The organism is Mesorhizobium sp. LNJC394B00 (assembly GCF_000502555.1).
Lineage (GTDB): Bacteria > Pseudomonadota > Alphaproteobacteria > Rhizobiales > Rhizobiaceae > Mesorhizobium.
The window spans coordinates 129,512-153,462 of the sequence record NZ_AYWH01000008.1 but is presented as its reverse complement, the minus strand read 5'-3'; the positions used below and the strand labels follow the sequence as shown (position 1 = coordinate 153,462).

Genomic DNA, 23,951 nt, shown 5'->3' with positions numbered 1-23,951 from the left:
TCAGCCTATGGTTCTTTCGAGAACGCTCAGCCAGTTGCGATAGGCTATCTTCTCGATCAACGCGCGTCCGAAACCGCGCGCGGCCAGCGCATCTATCAGCTTCGGCAGACCGGCAACGTCGCCGATGACGGCCGGAATCATCGCCCCGTCGAAATCGGAGCCGAGACCGACGCCGTCCTCGCCCAGCGCCTGCAGCAGCGAGTCGACATGGCGCACCATGATGTCGAGGCTAGTGTCCGAATTCATCCGTCCGTCTTCACGCAGGAAGCCGGTGGCGAAGTTGAGCCCGACCATGCCGCCGGTCTCGCGGATAGCGCCGAGCTGCCAGTCCGTCAGGTTGCGCGAATGGGTGCACAGCGCATGCACGTTCGAATGGGTGGCGACCAGCGGCGCATCGCTGAGTGCGGCGACATCGCGAAAGCCCTTTTCGTTGAGATGCGACAGGTCGATCATGATCTTGAGCTGATTGCAGGCCTTGACCAGCGCCTTGCCGGCATCGGTCAGCCCCGGTCCAGTATCGGGCGACGACGGGAAGCGGAACGGGACGCCATGGCCGAAGGCGTTGGGGCGGCTCCAGACAATGCCGAGCGAGCGCAGGCCGGCTTCGTAGAGCACGTCGAGCAAGGTAAGTTCGGGATCGATCGCCTCGACGCCTTCAATATGAAACACCGCCGCGATCGAACCTTTCGCCATCGCCTCGCGAATGTCACCGGCACTGCGGCAGACTGTCAGCGCGCCCGCGCGCTCCAGCCGAAACAGGATCGAGGCCATGCCGATGGTGGAATTGAGCGCATCAGCGCGCGGCAGTTCCGGCGGCAATGGCTCATTATCGCTCGGCGCCGGCGGCACCGCAGCACGTTTGCTCTTCTCGACCGGCGGTGGAAAGATCGCGAACATGCCGCCGGCAAAGCCGCCCTTCTTGGCGCGCGGCAGGTCTATATGACCGCCCTGCGTCCCCTCGATGAACAGCTTTTCGACGTCTGTGTCTTTCGACTGGTACAGTCGCAGCAGCGTGTCGTTGTGGCCGTCGAAGACGGGGACGAGATCGGGTTCGGTCATTAGGAAGCCATTCGGTCAATTGGCAGGAGCGGACGAACCGCGGCGAACTGTGTACTTAGGCAAGAAGGCCGAACTGCGCAAATGCCAGAGAGGCGTTCGCTCTTGTGGCTGAGCGACTCCGACCACCTGCCGGGTCCCCGCTGCTTCGCAGCGTCCCGGCGTTCGCCGGCCTTTCATCGTGCCACTGGCACGATGAATTCGCCTTCGGCGACCGGCAACTCACCCCACAAGGGGAGAAGGGAAAAAGGTCTATTGCTTCAGCACATCCGCCCATTCCGGATGGCGGCGGAACTGGGCGTTGGCGAAGGGGCAGAGCGGGATGATCTTCTTGCCCACTGCCCGCGCGTCCTCGACGGCGCGTGTGACAAGCCGAAGGCCGGCGCCCTGGCCGCGAAACACGTCCGGCACTTCGGTGTGATCGATGATGATCTGGTGCTCGCCGACCTTGGTGAAGGTCATTTCCGCCTCGGCGCCGCCGGGTCCGCGCAGCACATAACGTCCCTTCGAGCCGCGGTCCTCGAGTTCGATCTCAGGCAATTCGTCAGGCATCGCTTGCTCCTTCAACCGGCGCATCGGCAAAAAGCCGCCTCGCCGCTTCGATCTCGTTTGGTCGAATTTCGTGGCCGCCATCGTGCCACTCCACTGTGACATCGGCGCCATTGGCGCGCAAATAGGCCTCCAGCCGGGATGTCAGGTTGGGCGGGCAGATCGGGTCGCGCTTGCCGGCGGTGACCAGGATGCGGCGTCCGGCAAGGCTGCCCTGCACCTGCGGTTCGAACGGGATCAGCGGGTGCATCAGCACCGCCGCATCGAACAGCTCGGGCGCGGCGAACATTACGGACGCCAGGATGTTGGCGCCGTTGGAATAGCCGAGACCCAAGACCGAAGATGGCCTTGCCGCTGCCACCTGCGCCTTGATGAAACCGGCCATCTTGGCGGTCGCCCGCGCGAGGTCGTCCATGTCGTAGACGCCCTCGCCGGTGCGGCGGAAGAAACGCGCCGCACCATGCTCGGAAACATCGCCGCGCGGCGATACGATCGTCGCCTGTGGCGCGAGGTCGCGCCCGAGCGACAGCAGCTGGCTCTCGTCCGCGCCGGTGCCGTGAAAGACGAAGAGCAGCGGGCCGCCGGGCGAACCCGGCAGCGCCTTATGGATGTAAGCTTCCTTGCTCATCGTCTCAGCCTTCCAGCTTCTGCAGATGCTCTTCAAGATAGGGCCGCAGATGCTGGTGCTGCGTCGGCAGTTTCAGGGCTTCGCCGAGATGGGCGGTGTCCTCGTCGCGGTCGAAGCCCGGCTCATTGGTGGCGACTTCGAACAGCACGCCGCCCGGCGTTCGGAAGTAGATCGCCCAGAAATAGTCGCGGTCGATCACCGGCGTCACGCCATAACCCGTATCGATCAGCGCCTTGCGCACTTCGAGCTGCTGGGCGCGGTTCTCCACCGCGAAGGCGACATGGTGGACCGAGCCGGCGCCGAGATTGGCAAAGCCCGCGGTAGGAAGCGATTCGATATCGACGACATCAGCGCCGTTGCCGTTCTTGATGGCGAGCCGGCTGACACTGCCGGACTTGTCCACTTGCTCATAGCCCATGAACTTCAACAGCTCTTCCGTGGCGCCACCATCCTTCAATCTGAGCGAGACCGAGTGGAAGCCGCGTATCGCCTCATCAGCGGGAATGCCGCCTTTCAACCATGGCGCGCGGCTGTCCGCCTTGTCTTCGACCAGCGCGAAACCGTCGCCGTCGGGACCGGCGAAGGCCAGCCGCTTCTCGCCGAACGTCTCTTCGCGGGAGACACCCGCAACGCCTTCATCGGCGAAGCGCTTTTCCCAATAGCCGAGCGTGCCGGCCGGCACCGAATAGGCCGTGGTACCGACTTCCCCGACGCCATGGCGGCCCCTGGCAATGTCCGGGAACGGAAAATAGGTCATCACCGAGCCGGGCGTACCGTGCTCGTCACCATAATAGAGGTGATAGACATCTGGCGCGTCGAAGTTGACGGTCTTCTTGACCCGGCGCAGGCCGAGCTTGTGCGTGAAGAAATTATTGTTCTGGCGCGCATCGCCGGCCATCGACGTCACGTGATGCAGGCCCTTGATCTGGTCGAGCATTGTCTTGCTCCTTCCCTTCGGTTTGCGGCTCTTGCCGCTGTCCACGCCTATATGAGGGGCCGCCTGGCAATGGCAAAGGCGGCAAACTCAGAATGGACTGTATCCCAATAGTGAACAGCAGGAAATTTTCGTTCACCATTTAAGCAAGACTGACAGGCTTGCGCTGCCGCCAAATTCCGGTTCATTGAACGTCTTCCCGTGACAGGATAGAGCATTGGCCGCGAAAAGCAGACGCCCGAACATCCTATTGATCTCCTGCGACCAATGGCGGGGCGATTGCCTGTCGGCTGCCGGCCATGCCGTGGTGAAGACGCCGAATGCCGATGCGCTCGCCGCCGAAGGCGTCCTTTTCATGCGGCATTACGGCGGCGCGGCGCCCTGCTCGCCGGCCCGCGCGTGCCTCTACACCGGCCTCTACCAGATGAACAATCGCGTCTGCCGCAACGGCACGCCGCTCGACGCCCGCCACGGCAACATGGCGCTTTCGGCCCGCGCCCTCGGCTATGATCCGACTTTGTTCGGCTACACCGACGTCTCGCCCGATCCGCGCACGATGGCGCCGGGCGATCCCCGGCTGAAAAGCTATGAGGGCGTGCTGCCCGGCTTCAGCGTTCGCCAGTTCCTGCCTGAGCATCAGAAACCATGGCTGTCATGGCTGAAGGCACGTGGCGTCGACACCAGCGCGGGCTCTCCCGGCATTCACCGCCCCGTGGGCGGGGAAGCGGGCGACGCCGTGACCAGCGCGCCGCCTGTCTATTCCAGGGACGAGACGCCGACCGCTTTTCTTGCCGGCGAATTCATTCGCTGGCTGGACGAACAGGATTCGCCATGGTTCGCGCATGTCTCCTTCATCAGCCCGCATCCGCCCTTTGTCGTACCGCGGCCCTACAACACGCTGTATGATCCGGCGGACGGACCGCCCTTCNCCGCCCTTCCGCCATGTCGAGACTTGGCAGGCAGAGGCGCAAAGGCATCCCTATCTGGCTTACGACCTTGGTCGCCAGAAGCGGAGAAGCTTCCGCCCCGGCACCGACGGCCACGTGCGCGACTGGGGCGAGGACAACATCCGGGCCATCCGCGCGATCTATTACGGCATGATCTCGGAGGTCGACGCGCAGCTTGGCCGCATCTCGCAAGCGATCAAGACGGCGAATGCATGGGATGACACCATCATCGTGCTGACTTCGGACCACGCCGAGATGATGGGCGACCATTTCATGCTGGGCAAAGGCGGCTTCTTCGACGGCAGCTATCACATCCCATTGATCGTGCGCGACCCACGACGCGGCAATGCAGCCGGCTCGATCGTCAACCACTTCACCGAGGCCGTCGACATCTTCCCGACCTTGCTCGATCTGCTGGACGCCGACGCCCAGCTGCATCTCGACGGCCGCTCCCTAAAACCGTTCCTGCAATATGAACCGCCTAAGGATTGGCGCGACGCGGCGCATTGGGAGTTCGACTTCCGCTCGATTGCCGATGGTGAGGCCGAACGGCATTTCGGCATCGGCTCGCGCCAGTGCAACCTCGCCGTCATCCGTACGGAAAAATTCAAATACGTGCATTTCGGCGGCGGCCTGCCGCCGCTGCTCTTCGACATGGAGAAGGATCCGGGCGAACTGGCCAACGTTGCCGCCGACCCGGCCTATCTCAGCGTGCGGCTTGAATTTGCCGAGCGGCTGCTTGCCTGGCGCGCCGAGCATCTTGACCAGTCGTTGGCGCTTGCAGAGCTGACGGACGAAGGGGTGGTGGGTATGTGGTAGGCAGTAGGCAGTAGGCAGTAGAATGTTCTGGCGGCCTGATGCCTCGTCACTCGGTTTCGCCTACTGCCCAATCCCTACTGCCTATTCCCTTACTGTACCATCATCCGCTGCTGGTCGCGCTTCTCGGCATAGCTGCCCTTGTCATACGCGGCCTGCGCCTGCAGCTGCTCCTTGGTGAAGTTGGTGTAGAGATATTTGTTGCCGTCCTTGTCGGTCATGAATTTGAGCTTGTCCATGCCGACCGCGACCTCCTTGGCGCCGATGCCTAGAAAGCCGCCGACATCGATGATGACGGCATCCGGCTTGCTGTCGGGCGTGAGCACGACGTCGCCGATCTCGCCGACCTTGGCGTCGTTGGCGCCATAGACGGTGGTGCCCTTCAGGTCGTCGCCTCTGATGTTACCGACCGGCATTTCGGTCAGTGTCGACTTGTCGATCGCTGCCGTTTGCGTCGGATCGGTGGCCTTTGTCCCGGCCGGAGCTTCCGCGGTCTTGTCCGCTGGCTGAGCATTGTCAGCCGGTGCAACGGCCGTCGGGGCAGCGGGAGCAGTCGGCTGCGTCGCGTCGGAGGTTGTCGTCACGGGCGCCGGATCATAGGGCTTCCGGTCGAAATCAGGCTGCGCCTGCAGTTCCTCCTTGGTCGTCTGCGCCACCAGCCAGCGATCGCCGTTCTTTTCGGCCCACCGCGCCTTGGCGAAATCATAGGTCACGTTCTTTTCACCCATGCCGAGGAAGCCGCCGACGCCGATCACCAGCGACTGCGCCTTGCCATCCTTGGTCAGCACGATGTCGTTGACGTCGCCGATATTCTGGGCATCGTCGCCAGTGCCATTGTAGACATTCTCGCCGATGATGTTGGTTGCGAGATTGCCGTCAGCGCGTTTCACCGCCGGTTCTGACGGCGCGGCGTTGAGATCAACCGGCTTCTGCGGGTCGTTCTGCGCCGTGGAAGCAGGCGCCGAGGCCGGATCGTAAGGCTTGCGGTCGAAGTCGGGCAGCGCCGTCAACGCTTCTTTCGTTGTCTCGGCGACGAGCCAGCGGTCACCATTCCTCTCGACCCATTGCAACTTGCCGTAGTCGAAGGCGACGTTCTTGCTGCCTATGCCGAGGAAGCCGCCAACGCCGATAATGGCGGATTTCGCCTGGCCGTTTTCATCGAGGACGACGTCGCTGACGTCACCGATCTTCTGGGCATCGTCGCCAGTGCCATTGTACACCGACTCGCCGATGATATTGGTCATCAGCGCGCCGTCGGCCTGTTGCGGCGCCGGCGCGATGGTGGCAGGGGCTTCAGCCGGCGCTGGGGTCGTCGCCGGGGTCGTCGTTGACTGCGCAAACGCACCGGTAGCGATCAGCGTTGCGAGTGCGGTCGTCGCGAACAGTGTGCGGATCATGATTAAGTCTCCTCTTGCGTGATCTCGTGCGCGCCGCAATCGGCAAACCACTTGCCGGGAGACCGAAGGCGGCGCCTCCAATGGGATCACAACGTTGTGACAAGGCGCTTGTTCCGAAAAAACGGCAGCATCGAAATACCCTGGGCAAGTCCGCGGAATCGCCCGACATTCCCGCCCGGCCGATGGAACCTTTGCCAAGCTTGCCCGTTTCAGCCTGCGGCTGGCATTCCGGCCGCTAAAAAGAATACGGAGTGGGGCATGCGATTTGCAGCGGTGCTGAACCGGGACGGCGGCACCTTGCGGACCACCGATCTTTCAGCGCTAACCGACCGGATGCGCCAGACGCTCGAGGCGGCTGGTCACTCCATCGAGATCGACATCGTCGCCGGCAAGGAGATTGTCGCGGCGCTCGACAAGGTCGCCGCGCGGCGCGACATCGACGTCGTGCTGGCCGGTGGCGGCGACGGCACCATTTCGGCCGCCGCGGGGCGGCTGATGAATGGCAAGAAGGCGCTGGCCGTCCTGCCTGCGGGAACAATGAACCTGTTCGCCCGCGGCCTTGGAATTCCGCAGACCATCGATGGCGCGCTGAAGTCCTTTGCCGACGGCGAGATCATGGCGGTCGATATCGCGAGCGCGAATGGCCGGCCGTTCGTGCATCAGTTCTCGATCGGCCTGCACGCCAGGATGGTGAAGCTGCGCGACAATATGGAATTCGCCTCGCGCTTGGGAAAGATTCGCGCTTCGGCCAAGGCCGCTTGGACGACGATCAACAATCCTCCCGCCATGAAGGTGACATTGACGGTCGGCGAAGCCGAGATCGTGACCCGCATCAGCGGCATCGGCATTTCCAACAATCTGTTTGGCGAAGGCCATCTGCCTTATGCCGACAATCCTGCCGGCGGCGTGCTCGGCATCTATGTCACCGTGGCGCGGCAGCGTGGCGAGCTGGTCAGGGCGCTCTTCGACATGGCTCGAGGCAGGTGGCGCGACAGCGATCATGTCGAAACTCATCAGGCCGACAAGGCAATCGTGAAGATCCATACCGGGAGCAAGAAATTCGGCGCCGTCATCGACGGCGAACTGGTCAAGCTGGAGCGCGAAACGACAATCCAGATCCACCCTGGCGCACTGAACGTCCTGGTTCCGGCGCAAGCCGCCCAGGCGAAGGCCGCCTGATGCGATTACGAATGACGCGGAAAACCCTAGCCGCCCGACTGCCCCTCGCCGGCTGGCGAGCTCTGGTTGGCCGGCGCGGTCTGGCCGGTGGGCTGCCCTTGGCTTTCAGGGGTATCTGGATCTATCTTTTGGCCATAAATCTCGGCCGCTCCCCAAGCAATAAAAGCCAGGAGCAACGCGGCGACCAATATGCGCAGGCCGTGCCAACCCCAGCGCCCCTGACGGGCTTTGTTTTCAGGGGCGATCTTGGTCATTGGCGGCGTTCCTGTCGTGCAACCGGCATGGTCGATGAAACCATCGCCGGCGAAACATGGTGGGGTAACGATTGCTTGCTACAAAAGTTCCGGCGCGCGACGGCCGCGCAAGATGCGCGCCACCGCGGGTGGGGCCTGCAAGCGAGGGGGCTTGGTGGATAGCAAGGTGGCGAAGCAGGCTGGTTTGCCGGTTGAGGTCCGCCGCGCCGTGGTGGCGCCGGAGCGGCTTGCCGTACTGCACGGGCTTGACGCGATCGACACCGACTCCGATCCCGACTTCGATCGCATCACCGGCCTTGCCGCCGCCGTGATGCGGGCGCCGATCGCGCTCGTCACGCTGCTCGACACCGAACGACAGTGGTTCAAATCCTGTGTCGGCTTCAACGAGACCGAAACCGCGACCGACATATCGTTCTGCGCCCATACCATTGCCGCCGGCGACGAGCCCATGGTGGTGCCGGATGCCAGCATCGACCCTCGCTTCTCCCGCAACCCGCTGGTCACCGGCGAACACCATGTCCGCTTTTATGTCGGCGCGCCGATGGTGGTCGCCGGCGCGCGCGTCGGTACGGTGTGCGTACTCGACCGGGAGCCGCATGAACTTCCGTCCGCTGCCGCGCTCGATCATTTGAAATCGCTGGCCAGCCTCGCCGCCAGCCTGTTTACCCTCAAGGACGCCACCCGCAGCGGCGCCATTGCCACGGCTGCTTTGGCGCAGGAGGAAAAGCGCCGAGCCATAGCGCTCGATGCCGCCTCGCTCGCCAGTTGGGCCTGGGATATCCGCACCGACATGATCGAATGCGACGTGCGTTTGTCGGAGCTGTTCAACCTGCCGCGTTCGAACCGGCTGCGGGCGCGCGACATTTTGGCCGCCATCGACCCGCGCGACGTCTACCAGACCGAGACGCGCTTTCGCGATGCCCTGACCGGCAGCGACGACTATTTCGGCGAATACCGGGTCAAAGGCTTCGATCCGCCGCGCTGGATAGTCACCCGCGGCCGCGTCATCGAGCGCGACGGCGAAGGCAAGCCGACGCTGATCTTTGGCGTCAACTACGACATCTCGGAACGCAAGCTCGGCGAGGACCGGCAAAGGCTGCTGCTGCGCGAGCTCAACCATCGGGTCAAGAACACGCTGGCGACGGTGCAGGCGCTGGCGACGCAGACCGTTCGCCACGCTCGCCGCCCAAGCGAATTCCTGGAAGCCTTCGGCGCCAGGCTGCAGGCGCTGGGCGCTGCCCATAACCTGCTGTCGGATCGCGAATGGCGCGGCATCGGTATTCGCGAACTGATGCAGATCGAGGTCAAGCCGTTCGATTCGGCAGAACGGCCGCGCATCGTGATCTCCGGTCCGGATCTGCTGCTTTCGCCCGACCAGGCGGTGGGGCTCGGTTTGATCATGCACGAACTGGCCAGCAACGCGCTGCAATACGGATCGCTGTCGGTTGGCTCGGGGAAGGTCGATGTCGACTGGAAGGCGGCGGGCAAGAAAGGCGCGCGCCGCCTTGTGCTGACCTGGAGCGAAAGCGGCGGGCCGAAAGTCGACCCGCCGGAACGCCAGGGCTTCGGCTCTATCCTGATCCGCCGCAGCCTCGCCAAGGTTTTGTCGAGCGAAGTGACCCACGAATTCCGCAGCGAAGGCGTGTTCGCCGAAATATCGATGCCGCTTGAAGATCTGCCGGCCTAAAGCGCGTCACGCTGAAACGGATTCATACGACGCGCTTTAAGTCTTTGTTTTGATGCATGTCGTTGTCCCAGAACCGCGGCACACTTCTGGGCGACATGCATTAAAAGCGATTCCAGAAGTGCGAAGCGGTTTTCCCGGGAACAGCGTATCAGCGCGACGCGCTTTAGTCGGCTTCGCTGTCTGGATCGCCCGGATCCGGCTTGACGTTCTCGCGGTAGATGGCATAGGCCGCGAGCGCGATCATCGGGCCGAGAATGACGCCCTTCCCGCCTTTCCCCTTGAGCAAGGCCGGCAGCACGGCAAGCGCCGCGGTGATACCGAGCGCCTTCAGGTCGGCATTGCGCCTTCGCGCACGTCGGCGTGCATGCGTTCCAGCCGCAAGTTGATGAATGAGCACGATAAGCCCGGCCAGTACCAGGAAACCAGCGGCGAAGCCAAGACAGGCGGCCATCGAGCCATAACGGTCAGCCGCCCAGATGTAGGCCGCCCCCAGGAGAAACCCGAGGCCGCACAGGGCAGCCACGGCGGCGAGCCCGTAGACGATTGCCGCCGTGCGCGCGCGGCGCATGGCGGCAATGGCTTCACCCGAGGCCAAGGCCGAGATAAGCGGTGCCAGCATGCCCATCTCTGTCGAAACTAGCGCCGGGCAAGAAGCGCAAACAGGAAGCCGACGCCGGCCGCGATCGCCAGTGAAGTGACCGGCTTCTCGCGCACATTGGCCGTGATCTGGGCCTCAAGATCCTTGGCGTTGCCACGCAGGCTGTCGAAGACGGCTTCGCCCTGCGCGCGCAACTGGTCGACGCCTTCGGCAGCAGCGCGCCGCGCCGTGCCGTAACCATGTTCGCCGGTCTTGGCCAATTGCTTGGTCAACTTTTCGATATCCGCCTTCAACTGCCGAATGTCGGCTTCCAGGTCGGCGTTCGTCTGACTTTCGTTGGCGGTTTTTCCTGCGGCAGTTGCCATTCTAAACTCCTTGCGTTTGCTTGGCTTCAAACGCCCGACACACGTCATGGTTCCGAAATCGGAGACCGTATCCATGAAAGGGTGTTTGCAAGTGCGAGTCCAGCCCCAGATGGAGGCCTGCCTGTCAGATCAGTGGCCGACGGCCTTCGCTTAGGCCCTCCCAGCGCGCGAGATCCTTCAGCCCCTCCCCGTCGATCACTTCGCAACCGCCGTCGCGCCAGGCGATCAGCTTGCGATCGATGAGCTTGCGGATCGTCTTGTTGGTGTGGACCAGCGACAGGCCGAGCGTATCGGCGACATGCTGCTGGGTAATCGGGATTTGCACCGGCGCCTTGCCGTTGAGCCCGACTGCCGCCGCGCGGCTGGCGATGAAGGCAATGAGATAGGCGGTGCGCTCGACCGCCGTGCGCCGACCGACGCTGAGCAGGTTCTCGTCCAGCATGCGCTCCTCGCGCGACGCCAGCCAGGTAATGTCGTAAGCAAGGCCCGGATGGTTGCGGTAGAGCTCGTGCAGGTTTTCACGCTCGAAGACGCACAACAGCATGGGCGACAGCGCCTCGACCGAGTGCTGCATTTCGCCCATCAGGCTGCCCTGCAGCCCGATAAGATCGCCGGGCATGGAGTAGTTCAGGATCTGGCGCCTGCCGTCCGACAATAGTTTGTAGCGGAAGGCCCAGCCCGAAAGCACGGTGTAGAGATGAGCACTTTGGCTGCCTTCGACCAGCACTGTGGCGCCCTTGTCGACGGCCAGTTCGCCCTTCTTGAACATGCTGACATAGGCAAGCTCCTGCTTCTCGAATTCCCGGAACACCGGCAATGGCCGAAGCGGGCAGATCTCGCATGGGTACTGACGGCTGGAAAACGAACGACCATTCTGGCCAGACATTTCGATCCCTCTTTCGAACGTCTCTTGCCAGAGACTGAGTGCTACGCTTTTGCAAGGCCGCGGTTCCGCTGCCGATGGCATGTCTTTTTTAAATGACAGGATGGCAAATAGCGATCATGACTCGCTACACTCCACTGAGGCGAATTCGAAGCCCGCTTGTGGAGTAGAGCCGGTGGGCGAACTTTTCGGATTAAGGCCTGACCGATCCCCCAAGGTCCGCGATGCGGTTGACTGGAGTCACTGTACCCGATGCTGCAAGAATTGAGGAGAGATTGCCAAGTGCCGCCATTGCTTGAGGGATTGCGAATTCTTGTCTTGGAGGATGAATTCCTGATCGCCATGGATGTCGAGCAGCTTTGCCGCGACCATGGCGCGAACGACGTAGTGATTGCCCGCGCTCTGGCCGAGATCGATGAGCAGAAGGTCGTTGGCGAGTTCGACGCCGCTATCGTGGACCTCATGCTGGGCGGAACGTCCACACTCGATTTTGCCGCGCGGTTGCGCCAATCGGGCCTGCCGTTTGTCTTTGCCTCCGGCTATTCGGACCCCGATGAGATCAAAGGGTCTTTTCCCGGCATCCGCCTGGTCACCAAGCCCTATTCGGGGACCGATCTCGTCGAGGCTCTGGCGGCGGCCTGCGGCCGCGCGCCAGTCTGAGATATCTTCGATGCGTATGTGTAGAGAGCCCAGGCCCGCAAACGGGCCCTCCGCCGTCAGGCAGCGTTTGAACCCGTCACCTGGGACGAGATCGCGTCCGGCCCGTATTCGTCTTCGCCGGAGATTTTGAGGATCTCCTGCAACCGCGTGCGGGCCCGGCTGACCCGGCTCTTGATCGTTCCGACCGCACAGCCGCAGATTTCGGCGGCCTCTTCATAGGAAAAGCCTGAAGCGCCGATGAGGATGATGGCTTCGCGCTGGTCCTCGGGGAGTTGCTCGAGCGCGCCGCGAAAATCCTTGAGGTCAAGCTGGCCGTGCTGAGCCGGATGAACGGCAAGCCTGGCCGTCATGATGCCGTCGCTGTCCTGCACCTCGCGGCCACGCTTGCGCATCTGGGAATAGAACTCGTTGCGCAGGATGGTGAACAGCCATGCCTTGAGATTGGTGCCGGGCTGAAAGCTCTCATGCTTGTCCCAGGCCTTGACCAGCGTCTCCTGCACCAGATCGTCGGCCTTGTCGGCATTCTGCGTCAGCGACACGGCAAAGGCCCGCAGGCTCGGGATCGAGCCGAGCAGGTCGGTCTTGAACCCTTGTGAGACAGCTGCCATGCCTCAGTCCTTCTTCTGTGCGGGTTCGGCCTTTTCCAGTTGGCTGAGCAACTGGGCAAAGCGATCCGGCACATTGTCCGAGACCAGTTCGTCATAATACTGTTTGAGTTTGCGGCCGATTTCCGAATTCGCCCCGAGCGGGTCGCCGGAATTGGCCCGGCGCCTGTCAGCGGCGCCAGCCAGCGTTTCTTTATTCATGTCCTTCATTTCGCCCTTAAATCCAGCGCCCCGAGCCGCCCCATTACACAACGCAAAGCGGCCCCCTCGTCTGGTTGCCCATCGCACCACAAACGTCGCCCGTGCGGTTTCGTTCCACAAGTGTCGGAACTTTTTCGCAAAACCCGCGTTTGGGTGTTGGGGCTTGCAATCAGCTTGACCTGCAATCTATGCAATCACGTCATCTGAGGGAGACGTCTACCATGAGCCTTTCCGCAACCATCGCTCCGCACCTGCCGTTCCTGCGCCGCTTTTCACGCGCCGTATCCGGATCGCAGGAGAGTGGCGATGCGCTGGTAGCCGCGATGCTCGAAGCCATCATCGCCGACGTCGACATCTTCCCGCAAGCGTCAAGCGACCGCATCGCGCTCTATAAGGTATTCGCCAAACTGTTCACCTCCATTGCCATCCGCGTTCCGCAGGAGCAGGCGCAATCGGCATGGGAGCAGCGCGCCGCCGCCAATCTGAACGCCATTGCGCCACGGCCACGCCAGGCTTTCCTGCTGGTCGCGGTCGAAGGCTTCGGTGAAGACGAGGCAGCTGAAATTCTCGATGTCGACGCCAAGGAATTCTCCGAACTGCTTGCCCAGGCGAGCAACGAGATCTCTCGCCAGGTGGCGACCGATGTGCTGATCATCGAGGACGAGCCGCTGATCGCCATGGACATCGAGGAAATGGTCGAGAGCCTCGGCCACCACGTGGTCGGAACCGCGCGCACCCATACCGAGGCGGTGGCGATGTTCGGCAAGACAAGGCCGAAGATGGTGCTGGCTGACATTCAGCTTGCCGATGGCAGCTCGGGTATCGATGCGGTCAACGAAATCCTGTCGTCGACTTCGGTGCCGGTAATCTTCATCACCGCCTTCCCCGAACGTCTGCTGACCGGCGAGCGGCCTGAACCGGCCTTCCTCGTCACCAAGCCGTTCAATCCCGACATGGTAAAGGCGCTGATCAGCCAAGCGCTGTTCTTCGACCGGCAGGCCAAGGCCGCCGCGTGAAGTAGGGCCTTCAATCTCCAACTTTTCGCCGCCTCGCAGCGTTGCCGGCACTGGCGATCGCCTAACCTGGCGATCGGCGGCTGCCCGTCGCTCCGTATGGGACGCACGCGCGTGAATCAATTCGCATCCGGGCCTCTTCCAAAGACTTTCTTTTTCGGCAAATGGTGGAACAAACAGCAATCACTCACGTTTTTGATCCAGTATCGGAAGGAGACAGATCATGCTCTACTGGGCGCTCGTATTTCTCGTCGTGGCGATCATCGCCGGCGCGCTTGGTTTCGGCGGCATCGCCGGTACCTCGGCCGGTATCGCGCAAATATTGTTCTTCATCTTTCTCGCCTTCCTCGTCATCTCGCTTCTGGCCGGCCTGTTCAGACGGGCATCGTAGGAGCGGGCGAAGAACACTGGAAGCCGCACCCCTCAAACGGTTTCCAGCCACCGCCGGGCGATGTCCTCCAACGGGACATCGTCCGGCGGACCTTTTCTGGGGACCTACTCAGGAACTGAGTCCAAGTGAATCGTTCGGTCCTGATCAGGTGGACAGGTGATTGATGCGTTCCATTGGCGGAGGCGAGAGCGGACAGGGCGACGAGGTGATCGCACTGCACCCGGCTGAAAGCGGAATGCAGCTTGGCCGGGCCTTGCTTCACGCTCTGCACAATGCCGGCATTTCCGTCCTCTATCAGGATCGTGAATTGAAGACTGTATGGGCCCGCAACATGCGTGCGCCGTGGGTTTCCGACACAGCCGACAGCAACGGCGCGTTGCCACCGGCGCAAGCTGAGCAAATCGCCGCCGCCAAAAGCAATGTGATCGCTTCCGGCAATCCGGAACGCCTTGAACTGAGTGTTCCCACCGGTGATGGCATGCGCTGGTTCCAGGTATGGGTCGATGCCGATCGGGGCCATCGCGGCGACGTTCAGGGCGTCGTCACCACGATGGTGGAAACCACCGAGCAGAAACGCCGCGAACAGACGCTGAAGACGCTGTTGCGCGAAGTCAGCCACCGCTCCAAGAACCTGTTGGCCATCATCCAGAGTATTGCCACCCAGACCGGCCGCTATTCCGAGACACCCGACGATTTCCTGAAGCGCTTTCGCGGCCGCCTGCAGTCACTGGCTTCCTCGCAGGATCTGGTAACGTCGTCGAACTGGCGGGGTGCAGCACTTCGCGAGCTTATCCGCGGCCAGGTCGTTCGCTACGGCGCCGATCCCGCGCAGAGCCTGCGCTTCAATGGCGTCAACCCCTACCTCAATCCCAACGCGGCCATTCATATCGGACTGGCAATGCACGAACTCGCCGTCAATTCATTCAGCTACGGCGCCCTGGCGCGGCCGGACGGCTTTGTCGAGGTAACCGCCGATCTGTCGAACGTCGCAGAGGCCGCAGACAAGCCGGCTTTGTCGCTGACCTGGGTCGAGGCCATTGTCGCCAATGATAACAGGCGCACCGAGAAACGCTTCGGCAGCGTTGCCCTCGAACGTGTCGTGCCGGCATCGCTGAACGGCACGGCGACGCTGGAGATCACCAGTGACCGCCTCGAATATCGCCTCGTCGTTCCGCACGGCAATTTCGAAACCGAATGAGCGGCGGGATTCCTTAACCGGCTGTTCACCATAAAATCCGATGCTGTGGTTCCCAGAGATTGCTGGATCTTGACCGATTCAACCGATGTTTCGGCCGCAGCCTGCAACGCGAGTATGGGAGGAATGATCATGACGGATGCCGATATGAACAGGCTGGAGCAGGCCGCCCGGGTGTCGATGAGCGGCTTTCAGGATCCTGACGCTTCAGCCTCGCCTTTGCAGCACGCCTGGCATCCCTTGCTTCGCGTCGCCGCTGTCGCGCTCGTCGCCGCTGTTGTGCTGATCGTGGCGTCGCAATTGGCCTGAGCCAGATGCTCAGGTTCACGCTGCTCCCAAGCAGCCTGGCTCAGAAGCTGTCCAGCTCGTAGCCGACCAATTATTAACGCCCCTTTCGGCACAGGAACTTTGACGGCTGTGGACCGTTCTTATGGCGAGAGGACGTATCGCCGTGGAACACATCGCCGCTTTGCTTTTGGTAATTGGCTGTTCGAACAACATGACCGAATGTCGTGAACTGCCGGTGCCGGTCAGTGTTTTCGAAACCGCCGAAGCATGCACGGCAGAACGTCCATTCGCTGCCGGCGACGTGCAGGGTCAGGCCGAGCACGTCGTTGCCAAATGTCTTACGGTCGACCCCGCGCTGGAAGATGATTACGACCAGATCGTCTGGAACGTGCGCCCGGACGGCACCCTCGACGCGTCTTTGCAGATTTCCAGTGTCGTGGTCGCGTCGAACGCCACGCGCCGCGAAAAAGACTCTCTTAGCCAACAATAAGATCGAGCGGGCAAAGGCTGCTGTTTCGTGCTAAATAGCGGCTGGAGCTTACTAAAGTGAGGACAAAAGTGAGGAGAGATTCTATGCGGAAATTGATTATTGCCATGGTTGCGGTGGTCGCCGTCAGCGGCTGCAGCACGACCGAGCAGGATGTCGGTGTCGGCGCCGGTGTCGGTGCTTTGGCCGGCGGACTGATCGGCGGCGGCAAGGGTGCGCTGATCGGCGCAGCCGTTGGCGCCGGTTCCGGCCTGCTGGTGCGCAACCTGCGCAACGGCTATTGCCAGTATCGCGACAATCGCGGCCGGCTCTACACCGCTCGCTGCTGATCCGCTTCAAAAGCGTCAGACAATCGCGACGGAGACCGGTCAGCCGGTCTCCGTTTGTTTGACTGCATCAGGCTGCGGGATCCTGATTTCCACCGTAAGCCCATCGACGCGAAAATCTCGGGCAATCGTGCCGCGCAATTCGCGCGTGACATTGAGGTCGATCAGCTTGGTGCCGAAGCCGGTCTTCGCCGGCGCTTCGAGTTCCTTCTGCCCGGCCTCGCGCCAGTTCAGAACCAGCATCCGCTCAGACCCGCGCCCCTCGAACGACCAGTTGACCTTCAGCGCACCCACGGAATTGCCGGCCTCGCCATATTTCAGCGCATTCGTCGCCAGCTCGTGAAAGGTCAGGCCAAGCGCCTGCGTCGTCCTCTCGTCGAGAAGCACCTGAGGCCCTGACAATATCCCTTCCGGAAGCTCCTTGCCGAACACCTGGCCGAGCTCGATGCGCAGCAGGTCGCCAAGATCGGCCTTCTGCCAGCGCGAACGCGTCAGCATATCCTGGGAAGCCGCCATTGCCTGGAGGCGGGCCGAGAAGGAAGTTGAGAACTCCTGCACGTCGGTTGCTTGCGCCGCCGTCTGGCGCGCAATCGCCAGCACCCGCGTGATCGAATTCTTGATTCGATGCTTCATCTCCTGCAGCATCAAATCCTTTTCGAGCAGGCTTTTTTCCGTCGTTTCATGCAGCAGCGACTTGGCGTCGTAGGCGCGCTCCTGATAGCGCGCCACCAACGCTATGGCGCCGGCCAGAAGCAGGCCGAACAGCCCGAGCATGACCGGAATGGCGCGCGAGGACGGTTGCGAAAATGCACTTGTCGGCCGAAACAGCACCGTCCACGGCCGACCGGCGACGATGATCTTGCGCGTCACCAACAGCCTGTCGCCAAAGCTCGCAACCGGCGGCGTTTCCGACTGGAACAGAAGATTGTCGGCGTCGGCCGTGCCGTCATAGACCGCGGTGTTGACCGGCAGCAAAGGCGTGCGGCTGAGCGCGGTCTGGAACAGGTCGCGGGCGCGGAAGGCCGCGTAGAGAAGGCCTGATGTCGATGATCTGGACGCGTTGATACCATCCGGCGCGGTTTCGACATTGAGCCTGACGAAGACCAGGAAACCGGTAAAGGTCTGCGCCGCGCCCGTGTCCTGGCCGAGTTGGACCAGACCGCTTGCGTGCTGTGCGTCATCGGCCAGCGCTTTTTCGATCGCCTCGCGCCGCACCGGCTCGGTGAACATGTCGTAGCCGATGGTGGATTCGTTGGCAGGGTCGAGCGGCTCGAACAGCACGACGGGCGTGCGCCATGGCTGTGTCGTGTCCGGATAGACCGTGTGGGCGGCGCCGCGGTCGCGCAACATGTCGCGCTCGACCGCCGCTTCGTCACCGGTCTTGGCCAGCCTGAGATAGCCGATGCCGCGCAGGCCGGCGAAATTGTTATCGACATCGAGGGCGCTGAAGAAGGCCTTGAATTCGCTACCTGAAATCTCGCCATTGCGGGCGTCGAACAGCGCCTGCGTCGAGCGCAGCAGTGACAGATGCAGATCGATACGGCTTTCGATGCGGTTGAGCGCGTCGTCGGCCGTCGCCTCGAACTTGATGCGCGCCGCTTCCTGGGTGGCGAAATAGGCGAAGCCCGCCATCGTAAGGCTGATCAGTGCAACGGCAATGAAGGCAAGGATCGGGAAAAACTTCTTCAACGCAGGCCCATGGACGGTTCGGGAACCTTTATGGGCAACTCGCCGCGGCAAGACAATGGCGCGGCCAAGCCATAATGACGGCTGGCATATCACGTATATTTAGCCGGCTTATCGGTCGAACATCGGTGAAGATGAGAGCCGATGATATCGTGGTCTCAGGCCGCGATCTTCAGCGCACCCGGACCGGGAATGGCGCCGGGCGGACACTTTCCCAAGATGATCATGCCGAGCACTTCGTCCTGCGTCACATCGGTGGTGAGCGCGGTGCCGACGACCTGGCCGTTCTTCATTACGCAGACCCGGTCGGCAAGCTCGAACACGTCGTGAATGTCGTGGCTGATCAGGAAAATGCCGATGCCCTCGGCCTTGAGCTGCTTTACCAGTTCGCCGACCTGCGCCGTCTCCTGCGGCCCAAGCGCGGCCGTCGGTTCGTCCATGATCAGGATGCGGGCGTTGAACAGGATGGCGCGTGCGATCGCCACCGACTGGCGCTGGCCGCCCGATAGCTTGATCACGGGCTCCTTGAAGCGCTGGAAGCGCGGATTGAGCCGGCCCATCACCTTGCGCGCCTCGGCCTCCATGGCGACATCGTCGAGTGTCCCCCACGCGGTCATCAGTTCGCGGCCGAGGAAGAGGTTGGCGGCAGCGTCGACATTGTCGGCCAGCGCAAGCGTCTGGTAGATCGTTTCGATGCCGTATTTCTTGGCGTCGCGCGGATTGGAGATCGAGGCCTCCTGGCCGTTGACCAGGATCTGGCCGGCATCGCGCTTGTAGGCGCCCGACAGGATCTTGATCAGCGTCGACTTACCGGCGCCGTTGTGGCCAAGCAGCGCCACCACTTCGCCCGGGAAAAGATCGATGGACGCATCGTCGACGGCGCGAATGCCACCGAACGCGATCGAGATGTTGCGCATGTCGATCAGTGGCGTACCGGTGGGAGCAGTTTTTTCCATAATCGTTCCTCCCTAGACGCGCTTGCGATAGACGGTGTCGAGCCAGACGGCGATAACCAGGACGGCGCCAACGACAATGCTCTGGAGCGGCGAGTCGATGCCGAGCAGCACCATGCCGGATTGCAGCGACTGCATCAGAAGCGCGCCGAGCATGGCCCCCATCACCGTTCCGGCGCCGCCCGCGAGCGACGTGCCGCCGATGACAGCGGCCGCGATCACCAAAAGCTCGTCCAGTGTGCCCAGCGCGTTGGTCGACGCATTGAGACGGGCAGACGAGATCGCCGCGCTGATTGCAGCCAGCACACCCATGATCATGAACACCTTCATGGTCACCCAGCGCGTGTTGATGCCGGCGAGTTCCGCTGCCTCCGGATTGCCGCCGATGGCGAAGACATAGCGGCCGAAACGCGTGCGCTTGGTGATAAACGTCATGATGATGCCGACAGTCACCGCCATCAGCACCGGTATGGCGATGCCATGCGCGATGAACAGCCCGCCTTCGGGAACGGTGATGCCGTTCTGCTGTGCGTACTGGCGCACGACGCCGATCGGCCATGGATAGGAATTGGCGATCCACACGGCGCCGAGGATGGCCGCGCAAGCGACCACGCCAAGCAGGGTCTCGGCCCAGACGGGGCGCAGTGGAAAGCTGAAGCGCTTGCGCTGCGAGCGACCGTTGAGCAGCGCGAAGGCGACCGCCGCGCAGGCGACGATGCCGACCATCCAGCTGGCAGCGGCGCCAATCGAGCCGCGTGGTCCGCCGCCCATCAGCTGGAAGGTGGCGTCGAGTGGCGCGACCGTGCGCCCGCTGGTGATGAGCCATGCCATGCCACGCCAGACCAGCAGGCCACCAAGCGTCACGATGAAGGCCGGAACCTGCATATAGGCGATGATGAAGCCCTGGAACGCGCCGATCAGCAGACCAAGCACCACGCCGGCGGCAAGCGCGACGATCCAGAGCCAGGGGTTTCCAAGCTGGAAGCCGATGACGCGAATCAGGAATTCGGCCTGTGCCACGCCCATGATCATGCCGATCACGCCTTCGACGGAGCCCACCGAAAGGTCGATGTTGCGCATCACGATGACCAATACCATGCCGGTCGCCATGATCGCGACCGAGGACGTCTGCACCGACAGGTTCCAAAGATTGCGCGGCGTCAGGAAAAGCCCGCCCGACAGGATATGTATGCCGACCCAGATGACCAGCAGCGCGCCGACCATGCCGAGCATACGCGTGTCGAGTTCGGTCGCTTTCAGGAACCGGGCGACCGCGCCGAGTTCAGACGCTCGTGCCGTATCGGCCTGCGGATTTGAGGTCGTGTCGGTCATGATGTCCTCCAGCGGCTTGCCGTCTGGCGCGGATGCCGGACCACAGCCTAGAAGTTTGCCGCCGATGGCGGAAACACACAATTCTCGTAGAGAAAACGCCGCGGCTTGACAGCCGCGGCGCCTCATTTCTTCAAGTCATCGAGATCAGTTGCAAGCCGCGACGCTGCCGGCGGCGACGCCCGTGCAGACTTCGTCCTTCTTGATCCAGCCGGCGTCGATGACGACGTTGAGGTTGTCCTTGGTGATCGCGACGGGGGTCAGGAACAGCGACTTGACGGTGTTGCCGCCAGGCGTGGTGAAGTCCTTGGCGCCGGCAATGTCGCCCGTCTTCTTGCCATCGGCAAGCTGCGAGGCGATCTCGGCGGCGTTCTTGCCGAGTTCGCGCGCGTCCTTCCACACCGACACCGTCTGCGTGCCGAGCGCGATGCGGTTCAGAGCGGCATGGTCGCCGTCCTGGCCGGAGACCGGAACCGTTCCGGCAAGGCCCTGCGCCGTCAGCGCGGCGACAACGCCGCCGGCGGTGCCGTCATTGGCCGCAACCACGGCATCGACCTTGTTGTCATTGGCGGTCAGGAACTGTTCCATGTTCTTCTGGGCATTGGCCGGCAGCCAGCCATCGGTATAGGCCTCGCCGACATTCTTGATCTTGCCCGAGTCGATGGCTTCCTTGAGCACTTCCATCGAGCCCGAGAACAGGAAATCGGCATTCGGATCCGAGCCCGAGCCCTTGATGAAGACATAGTTGCCTTCGGGCTTCGCCTTGAACACTTCGCGGGCCTGCATGCGGCCGACTTCCTTGTTATCGAAGGTCAGGTAGAAGACGTCCTTGTTCTCGATCAGGCGGTCATAGCCGACGACCGGAATGCCTTCGTCCAGCGCCTTCTGCACCGCCGGGCCGATGGCCGAGGCGTCCTGCGCCAGGATGATCAGCGAGTTGGCGCCCTGCGAGATCAGGCTTTCGACGTCGGTCAGCTGCTTGCCGGGATTGGACTGCGCGTCGGCCGAAATGTACTTGTCGCCGGCAGCCTCGATCGCCGTTTTCATCGCCGCCTCGTCGGTCTTCCAGCGCTCTTCCTGGAAGTTCGACCACGACACGCCGATGACCTTGTCCTTCGCCTGCGCGACCGACATCAGCGCCAGCGACATGGCGACACCCGCCAGCATGGCGGCTGCAAATCTGTTCATCATAATCCTCCCTGCGCCGCGTGCGGCGCGACAAAACTGGCCCGAGGGCCGGCACACAGAGGCCCTATTTTTTCGAGCCTCGAAAAAATACTGGTTCAATGATAAGGCGCTGTCAACATCGATTCTGATGGATTCTGATGGCCTTGCCGAATTTTTTCGAGGTCCGCAATAAACAATGACAGGGCTGCCGGCGTCTGCCAATATTTGGCTGGTGCCGTCGAACGCCTTCACTATCATGAGGCGCGAGGAGGCCGGGAGGAAACAAATGTCGGTTGGAATCCGCCACGACGATCTGCGCCGTCGCAACCGTGCCATGGTGATTTCGGCCGTGCGCCGGGCCGGCCAGCCGTCGCGGACCGAGATTGCGGCGACCACCGGCCTCAGCCACTCGACCATATCGGCAATCTCGTCTGATCTGATTCAAGAAGGCGTCCTGATTGAAGGCAAACCTGGCGAGACAGGCGCACTGAAACGCGGCCGGCCGCAGGTCGGCCTTGGCCTCAACCCGGAAGCGGCGGCGGTGATGACCGTCGTGCTGTCGCTCAATTTCCTGTCCGTCACCGTCATCGACTATGCCGGCCACGTCGTCGCCGAGGAACAGCGCCGGCTGGACACGCTGACCAAGCCGCGCGACGAGCTGATTGGCGAATGCGTAGCAATCGTCCGGCGGCGGCTTGAGGATCCCGACCTCGATGTCCAGAGCATCGCCCGCATTGCCATGGGCATCCAGGGCATCACCGATTCGCAGGCGCGCGCCATGCTGTGGTCGCCAATCACGCCACTGACCGACATTGCCTTCGCCGACATGTTGGAAGTGGAATTCGGCATTCCGGCCACCATGGAGAACGACTGCAATATGATGGCGGTGGCGCTGCAATGGCGCCAGCCCGAGCGCTACCGCGACAACTTTATCGCCATCCTCTTGTCGCACGGCATCGGCATGGGACTGGTGCTGAAAGGCGAACTGTTCACCGGCACCCATTCCTCGGGCGGCGAGTTCGGCCACATGATCCACCGTCCGGGCGGCACGCGCGAAAGGTGGTGGCAGCCGGTTACCACGNGAAAGGCGAACTGTTCACCGGCACCCATTCCTCGGGCGGCGAGTTCGGCCACATGATCCACCGTCCGGGCGGCGCGCTCTGCCGCTGCGGGCGGCGCGGCTGCGTCGAGGCCTATGCCGGAAACTACGCCATCTGGCGCAGCGCCAAAATGATGGGCGAGGATGCCGAGCCGGTCGATATCGGCGACGCTGATATGCGCGCACTCGCCGCGCGCGCCCGCGAAACCGATGGCCCGGAGCGCGAAGCCTATCGCAGGGCCGGTGAGGCGCTCGGCTTCGGCCTCGGCAGCCTGTTTGCTCTGATCGATCCGGCACCCGTCGCCATGGTCGGCGTCAGCGCCGCCGCCTTCGACCTGATCGAACCGGCATTGCGCGAAGCGATCGCCCAGACCGCCGGCGGCCAGCACTCGAAATCGATCTCCTTCGACACCGAGCCCAACGAGCTGCCGCTGATCCGCGAAGGCTGCGCCATGCGCGCGCTCGGCTTCGTCGACCAGGAGATTTTCGCGCCGGGCATTCAGGCGAAATCCGGCAAGCATGTCGCCTGAATGGCCGGCAACGGCGCGACGCGCAGCATCCTAGTCTTCCCTAATAGCGTAGCCGGCGCCGCGAATGGTACGGATGACATCCGGCATGCGGCCGTTGTTGACGGCCTTGCGCAGCCGCCCGACATGCACGTCGACGGTTCGCTCGTCTATATAGATCGTCTCGCCCCAGACATTGTCGAGCAGTTGGCTGCGCGAGAACACGCGGCCGGGATGGCGCATCATGAATTCGAGCAGCCGGAACTCGGTCGGTCCGAGCCTGATCTCGCTCTTCTTGCGGTAGACCCGGTGCGATTCTCGATCGAGCACGATGTCGCCGACCTTGAGCACGCTCGACAGCACTTCCGGCTTGGCGCGGCGCAGCAGCGCTTTCACGCGCGCCATGAACTCCGGCGTCGAGAATGGCTTGACCAGATAGTCGTCGGCACCGGTGGACAGGCCGCGCACGCGGTCGCTTTCCTCACCGCGCGCGGTCAGCATGATGATCGGCAGCCGCTCGGTTTCGGGCCGCACTCTAAGCCGCCGGCAGAGCTCGATGCCGGAAACAGCCGGCACCATCCAGTCGAGCACCAGGAGATCGGGCACGTTTTCCTGCAGGCGGATCTCGGCCTCGTCGCCGCGTGTCACCACCTCGACCTGATAGCCTTCGGATTCGAGGTTGTAGCGGAGGAGCACGCCTAGTGGCTCCTCGTCCTCCACGACCATGATGCGTGGCGCGATCATAGGCAGTT

25 protein-coding genes and 3 pseudogenes are annotated in these 23,951 nt (G+C 62.6%); 12 read left to right on the top strand and 16 right to left on the bottom strand.

What is annotated here, in order from left to right; all coding sequences use genetic code 11:
* The 4 genes from X751_RS140460 to X751_RS140475 all read right to left on the bottom strand — a co-directional run bounded on the left by X751_RS140460 (position 1) and on the right by X751_RS140475 (position 3,170).
* Positions 1-1,059, bottom strand: coding sequence for a dipeptidase (locus tag X751_RS140460; protein WP_023690114.1), 1,059 nt, complete (start codon positions 1,057-1,059; stop codon positions 1-3).
* 249 nt (positions 1,060-1,308) lie between these two features.
* Complete coding sequence (locus X751_RS140465; RefSeq protein WP_023683956.1) at positions 1,309-1,608, bottom strand: GNAT family N-acetyltransferase; 300 nt, start codon at positions 1,606-1,608, stop codon at positions 1,309-1,311.
* A complete protein-coding gene (locus X751_RS140470) occupies positions 1,601-2,233 on the bottom strand; it encodes an alpha/beta hydrolase (protein WP_023683957.1) in 633 nt (210 codons plus the stop codon). The genes X751_RS140465 and X751_RS140470 overlap by 8 nt, the downstream gene beginning before the upstream one ends.
* A gap of 4 nt (positions 2,234-2,237) precedes the next feature.
* The gene (locus tag X751_RS140475) at positions 2,238-3,170 is read right to left on the bottom strand and encodes a VOC family protein (protein WP_023724468.1); all 933 of its coding nucleotides are present in this window, start codon (positions 3,168-3,170) and stop codon (positions 2,238-2,240) included.
* A 214-nt stretch (positions 3,171-3,384) separates the two neighbouring features.
* Here X751_RS140475 and X751_RS01000000164135 point away from each other — a divergent pair.
* Positions 3,385-4,933 (top strand): annotated as a pseudogene (locus X751_RS01000000164135) (alkaline phosphatase family protein).
* Between the two features lie 89 nt (positions 4,934-5,022).
* On the opposite strand, the gene X751_RS140480 reads toward X751_RS01000000164135, so the two are convergent.
* Positions 5,023-6,327 (bottom strand): PRC-barrel domain-containing protein, encoded by a 1,305-nt coding sequence (locus X751_RS140480; protein ID WP_023670087.1) that lies wholly within the window; start codon positions 6,325-6,327, stop codon positions 5,023-5,025.
* 258 nt (positions 6,328-6,585) lie between these two features.
* Here X751_RS140480 and X751_RS140485 point away from each other — a divergent pair, with 258 nt between their 5' ends.
* Complete coding sequence (locus X751_RS140485; RefSeq protein ID WP_023670088.1) at positions 6,586-7,506, top strand: diacylglycerol kinase family protein; 921 nt, start codon at positions 6,586-6,588, stop codon at positions 7,504-7,506.
* A 26-nt stretch (positions 7,507-7,532) separates the two neighbouring features.
* Here the strand turns inward: X751_RS140485 and X751_RS05630 are convergent, their stop codons facing one another.
* A complete protein-coding gene (locus tag X751_RS05630; RefSeq protein ID WP_023670089.1) occupies positions 7,533-7,760 on the bottom strand; it encodes a hypothetical protein in 228 nt (75 codons plus the stop codon).
* 154 nt (positions 7,761-7,914) lie between these two features.
* On the opposite strand from X751_RS05630, the gene X751_RS140490 reads away from it, so the two are divergent.
* Positions 7,915-9,447, top strand: coding sequence for an HWE histidine kinase domain-containing protein (locus X751_RS140490; RefSeq protein WP_023745786.1), 1,533 nt, complete (start codon positions 7,915-7,917; stop codon positions 9,445-9,447).
* A gap of 163 nt (positions 9,448-9,610) precedes the next feature.
* On the opposite strand, the gene X751_RS140495 is transcribed toward X751_RS140490, so the two are convergent.
* The 3 genes from X751_RS140495 to X751_RS140505 form a co-directional block, all read right to left on the bottom strand.
* Entirely contained in the window at positions 9,611-10,072 is a 462-nt protein-coding gene (locus tag X751_RS140495) for a hypothetical protein (protein WP_023670091.1), read from the bottom strand.
* A gap of 11 nt (positions 10,073-10,083) precedes the next feature.
* Complete coding sequence (locus X751_RS140500; RefSeq protein WP_023670092.1) at positions 10,084-10,410, bottom strand: DUF883 family protein; 327 nt, start codon at positions 10,408-10,410, stop codon at positions 10,084-10,086.
* 124 nt (positions 10,411-10,534) lie between these two features.
* On the bottom strand, positions 10,535-11,296 hold the full coding sequence (locus X751_RS140505; RefSeq protein ID WP_023670093.1) for a Crp/Fnr family transcriptional regulator: 762 nt from the start codon (positions 11,294-11,296) through the stop codon (positions 10,535-10,537).
* A 339-nt stretch (positions 11,297-11,635) separates the two neighbouring features.
* On the opposite strand from X751_RS140505, the gene X751_RS140510 reads away from it, so the two are divergent.
* Positions 11,636-11,953: a response regulator gene (locus tag X751_RS140510; protein ID WP_050485906.1), complete on the top strand. Its 318-nt coding sequence runs from the start codon at positions 11,636-11,638 to the stop codon at positions 11,951-11,953.
* Between the two features lie 56 nt (positions 11,954-12,009).
* Here X751_RS140510 and X751_RS140515 read toward each other — a convergent pair whose 3' ends face one another.
* Complete coding sequence (locus X751_RS140515; protein WP_023670095.1) at positions 12,010-12,561, bottom strand: sigma-70 family RNA polymerase sigma factor; 552 nt, start codon at positions 12,559-12,561, stop codon at positions 12,010-12,012.
* A 3-nt stretch (positions 12,562-12,564) separates the two neighbouring features.
* Positions 12,565-12,768, bottom strand: coding sequence for a NepR family anti-sigma factor (locus X751_RS140520; RefSeq protein ID WP_023670096.1), 204 nt, complete (start codon positions 12,766-12,768; stop codon positions 12,565-12,567).
* Between the two features lie 212 nt (positions 12,769-12,980).
* Between X751_RS140520 and X751_RS140525 the strand changes: the two genes are divergently transcribed.
* From X751_RS140525 to X751_RS140550, 6 genes are all read left to right on the top strand, one after another.
* A complete protein-coding gene (locus X751_RS140525; RefSeq protein WP_023670097.1) occupies positions 12,981-13,775 on the top strand; it encodes a response regulator in 795 nt (264 codons plus the stop codon).
* Positions 13,776-13,995: 220 nt separating this feature from the next.
* Positions 13,996-14,163 carry a DUF1328 domain-containing protein gene (locus tag X751_RS1000000166045; protein ID WP_023670098.1) on the top strand — a complete coding sequence of 56 codons (168 nt, stop codon included), beginning with the start codon at positions 13,996-13,998 and terminating at the stop codon, positions 14,161-14,163.
* Between the two features lie 163 nt (positions 14,164-14,326).
* Complete coding sequence (locus X751_RS140535; protein WP_023670099.1) at positions 14,327-15,361, top strand: PAS domain-containing sensor histidine kinase; 1,035 nt, start codon at positions 14,327-14,329, stop codon at positions 15,359-15,361.
* Positions 15,362-15,490: 129 nt separating this feature from the next.
* A complete protein-coding gene (locus X751_RS1000000167575; RefSeq protein WP_023745785.1) occupies positions 15,491-15,667 on the top strand; it encodes a hypothetical protein in 177 nt (58 codons plus the stop codon).
* A gap of 142 nt (positions 15,668-15,809) precedes the next feature.
* The gene (locus X751_RS140545; RefSeq protein ID WP_023670101.1) at positions 15,810-16,136 is read left to right on the top strand and encodes a hypothetical protein; all 327 of its coding nucleotides are present in this window, start codon (positions 15,810-15,812) and stop codon (positions 16,134-16,136) included.
* Positions 16,137-16,219: 83 nt separating this feature from the next.
* A complete protein-coding gene (locus X751_RS140550; RefSeq protein ID WP_023670102.1) occupies positions 16,220-16,462 on the top strand; it encodes a YMGG-like glycine zipper-containing protein in 243 nt (80 codons plus the stop codon).
* A gap of 39 nt (positions 16,463-16,501) precedes the next feature.
* On the opposite strand, the gene X751_RS140555 is transcribed toward X751_RS140550, so the two are convergent.
* The 4 genes from X751_RS140555 to xylF form a co-directional block, all read right to left on the bottom strand.
* Positions 16,502-18,148, bottom strand: coding sequence for a CHASE domain-containing protein (locus tag X751_RS140555; RefSeq protein WP_023745784.1), 1,647 nt, complete (start codon positions 18,146-18,148; stop codon positions 16,502-16,504).
* Between the two features lie 155 nt (positions 18,149-18,303).
* The gene (locus tag X751_RS140560; protein WP_023670104.1) at positions 18,304-19,101 is read right to left on the bottom strand and encodes an ATP-binding cassette domain-containing protein; all 798 of its coding nucleotides are present in this window, start codon (positions 19,099-19,101) and stop codon (positions 18,304-18,306) included.
* A gap of 12 nt (positions 19,102-19,113) precedes the next feature.
* A complete protein-coding gene (locus X751_RS140565) occupies positions 19,114-20,430 on the bottom strand; it encodes a sugar ABC transporter permease (RefSeq protein WP_023745783.1) in 1,317 nt (438 codons plus the stop codon).
* A 144-nt stretch (positions 20,431-20,574) separates the two neighbouring features.
* A complete protein-coding gene (xylF, locus tag X751_RS140570; protein ID WP_023683968.1) occupies positions 20,575-21,615 on the bottom strand; it encodes a D-xylose ABC transporter substrate-binding protein in 1,041 nt (346 codons plus the stop codon).
* Between the two features lie 265 nt (positions 21,616-21,880).
* Between xylF and X751_RS0134015 the strand changes: the two are divergent.
* Both X751_RS0134015 and X751_RS0134010 read left to right on the top strand, forming a co-directional pair.
* Positions 21,881-22,642 (top strand): annotated as a pseudogene (locus X751_RS0134015) (ROK family protein); the annotation flags it as partial.
* 35 nt (positions 22,643-22,677) lie between these two features.
* Positions 22,678-23,223: pseudogene (locus tag X751_RS0134010) on the top strand (ROK family protein); the annotation flags it as partial.
* A 30-nt stretch (positions 23,224-23,253) separates the two neighbouring features.
* On the opposite strand, the gene phoB reads toward X751_RS0134010, so the two are convergent.
* Positions 23,254-23,943 (bottom strand): phosphate regulon transcriptional regulator PhoB, encoded by a 690-nt coding sequence (gene phoB, locus X751_RS140575; protein WP_023822590.1) that lies wholly within the window; start codon positions 23,941-23,943, stop codon positions 23,254-23,256.
* Positions 23,944-23,951 lie beyond the last annotated feature (8 nt).

Excerpts from the sequence above, each read along its gene's own strand:
- X751_RS140550 (WP_023670102.1), top strand. The coding sequence starts at position 16,220 with ATGCGGAAATTGATTATTGCCATGGTTGCGGTGGTCGCCGTCAGCGGC.
- X751_RS140460 (WP_023690114.1), bottom strand. The coding sequence starts at position 1,059 with ATGACCGAACCCGATCTCGTCCCCGTCTTCGACGGCCACAACGACACG.
- X751_RS05630 (WP_023670089.1), bottom strand. The coding sequence starts at position 7,760 with ATGACCAAGATCGCCCCTGAAAACAAAGCCCGTCAGGGGCGCTGGGGT.
- X751_RS1000000167575 (WP_023745785.1), top strand. The coding sequence starts at position 15,491 with ATGACGGATGCCGATATGAACAGGCTGGAGCAGGCCGCCCGGGTGTCG.
- X751_RS140480 (WP_023670087.1), bottom strand. The coding sequence starts at position 6,327 with ATGATCCGCACACTGTTCGCGACGACCGCACTCGCAACGCTGATCGCT.
- X751_RS140500 (WP_023670092.1), bottom strand. The coding sequence starts at position 10,410 with ATGGCAACTGCCGCAGGAAAAACCGCCAACGAAAGTCAGACGAACGCC.
- X751_RS140515 (WP_023670095.1), bottom strand. The coding sequence starts at position 12,561 with ATGGCAGCTGTCTCACAAGGGTTCAAGACCGACCTGCTCGGCTCGATC.
- X751_RS140465 (WP_023683956.1), bottom strand. The coding sequence starts at position 1,608 with ATGCCTGACGAATTGCCTGAGATCGAACTCGAGGACCGCGGCTCGAAG.
- X751_RS140560 (WP_023670104.1), bottom strand. The coding sequence starts at position 19,101 with ATGGAAAAAACTGCTCCCACCGGTACGCCACTGATCGACATGCGCAAC.
- X751_RS140510 (WP_050485906.1), top strand. The coding sequence starts at position 11,636 with ATGGATGTCGAGCAGCTTTGCCGCGACCATGGCGCGAACGACGTAGTG.
- X751_RS140470 (WP_023683957.1), bottom strand. The coding sequence starts at position 2,233 with ATGAGCAAGGAAGCTTACATCCATAAGGCGCTGCCGGGTTCGCCCGGC.
- X751_RS140505 (WP_023670093.1), bottom strand. The coding sequence starts at position 11,296 with ATGTCTGGCCAGAATGGTCGTTCGTTTTCCAGCCGTCAGTACCCATGC.
- X751_RS140520 (WP_023670096.1), bottom strand. The coding sequence starts at position 12,768 with ATGAAGGACATGAATAAAGAAACGCTGGCTGGCGCCGCTGACAGGCGC.
- X751_RS140475 (WP_023724468.1), bottom strand. The coding sequence starts at position 3,170 with ATGCTCGACCAGATCAAGGGCCTGCATCACGTGACGTCGATGGCCGGC.
- X751_RS140525 (WP_023670097.1), top strand. The coding sequence starts at position 12,981 with ATGAGCCTTTCCGCAACCATCGCTCCGCACCTGCCGTTCCTGCGCCGC.
- X751_RS140565 (WP_023745783.1), bottom strand. The coding sequence starts at position 20,430 with ATGACCGACACGACCTCAAATCCGCAGGCCGATACGGCACGAGCGTCT.
- xylF (WP_023683968.1), bottom strand. The coding sequence starts at position 21,615 with ATGAACAGATTTGCAGCCGCCATGCTGGCGGGTGTCGCCATGTCGCTG.
- X751_RS140495 (WP_023670091.1), bottom strand. The coding sequence starts at position 10,072 with ATGGGCATGCTGGCACCGCTTATCTCGGCCTTGGCCTCGGGTGAAGCC.
- X751_RS140535 (WP_023670099.1), top strand. The coding sequence starts at position 14,327 with ATGCGTTCCATTGGCGGAGGCGAGAGCGGACAGGGCGACGAGGTGATC.
- phoB (WP_023822590.1), bottom strand. The coding sequence starts at position 23,943 with ATGATCGCGCCACGCATCATGGTCGTGGAGGACGAGGAGCCACTAGGC.
- X751_RS140485 (WP_023670088.1), top strand. The coding sequence starts at position 6,586 with ATGCGATTTGCAGCGGTGCTGAACCGGGACGGCGGCACCTTGCGGACC.
- X751_RS1000000166045 (WP_023670098.1), top strand. The coding sequence starts at position 13,996 with ATGCTCTACTGGGCGCTCGTATTTCTCGTCGTGGCGATCATCGCCGGC.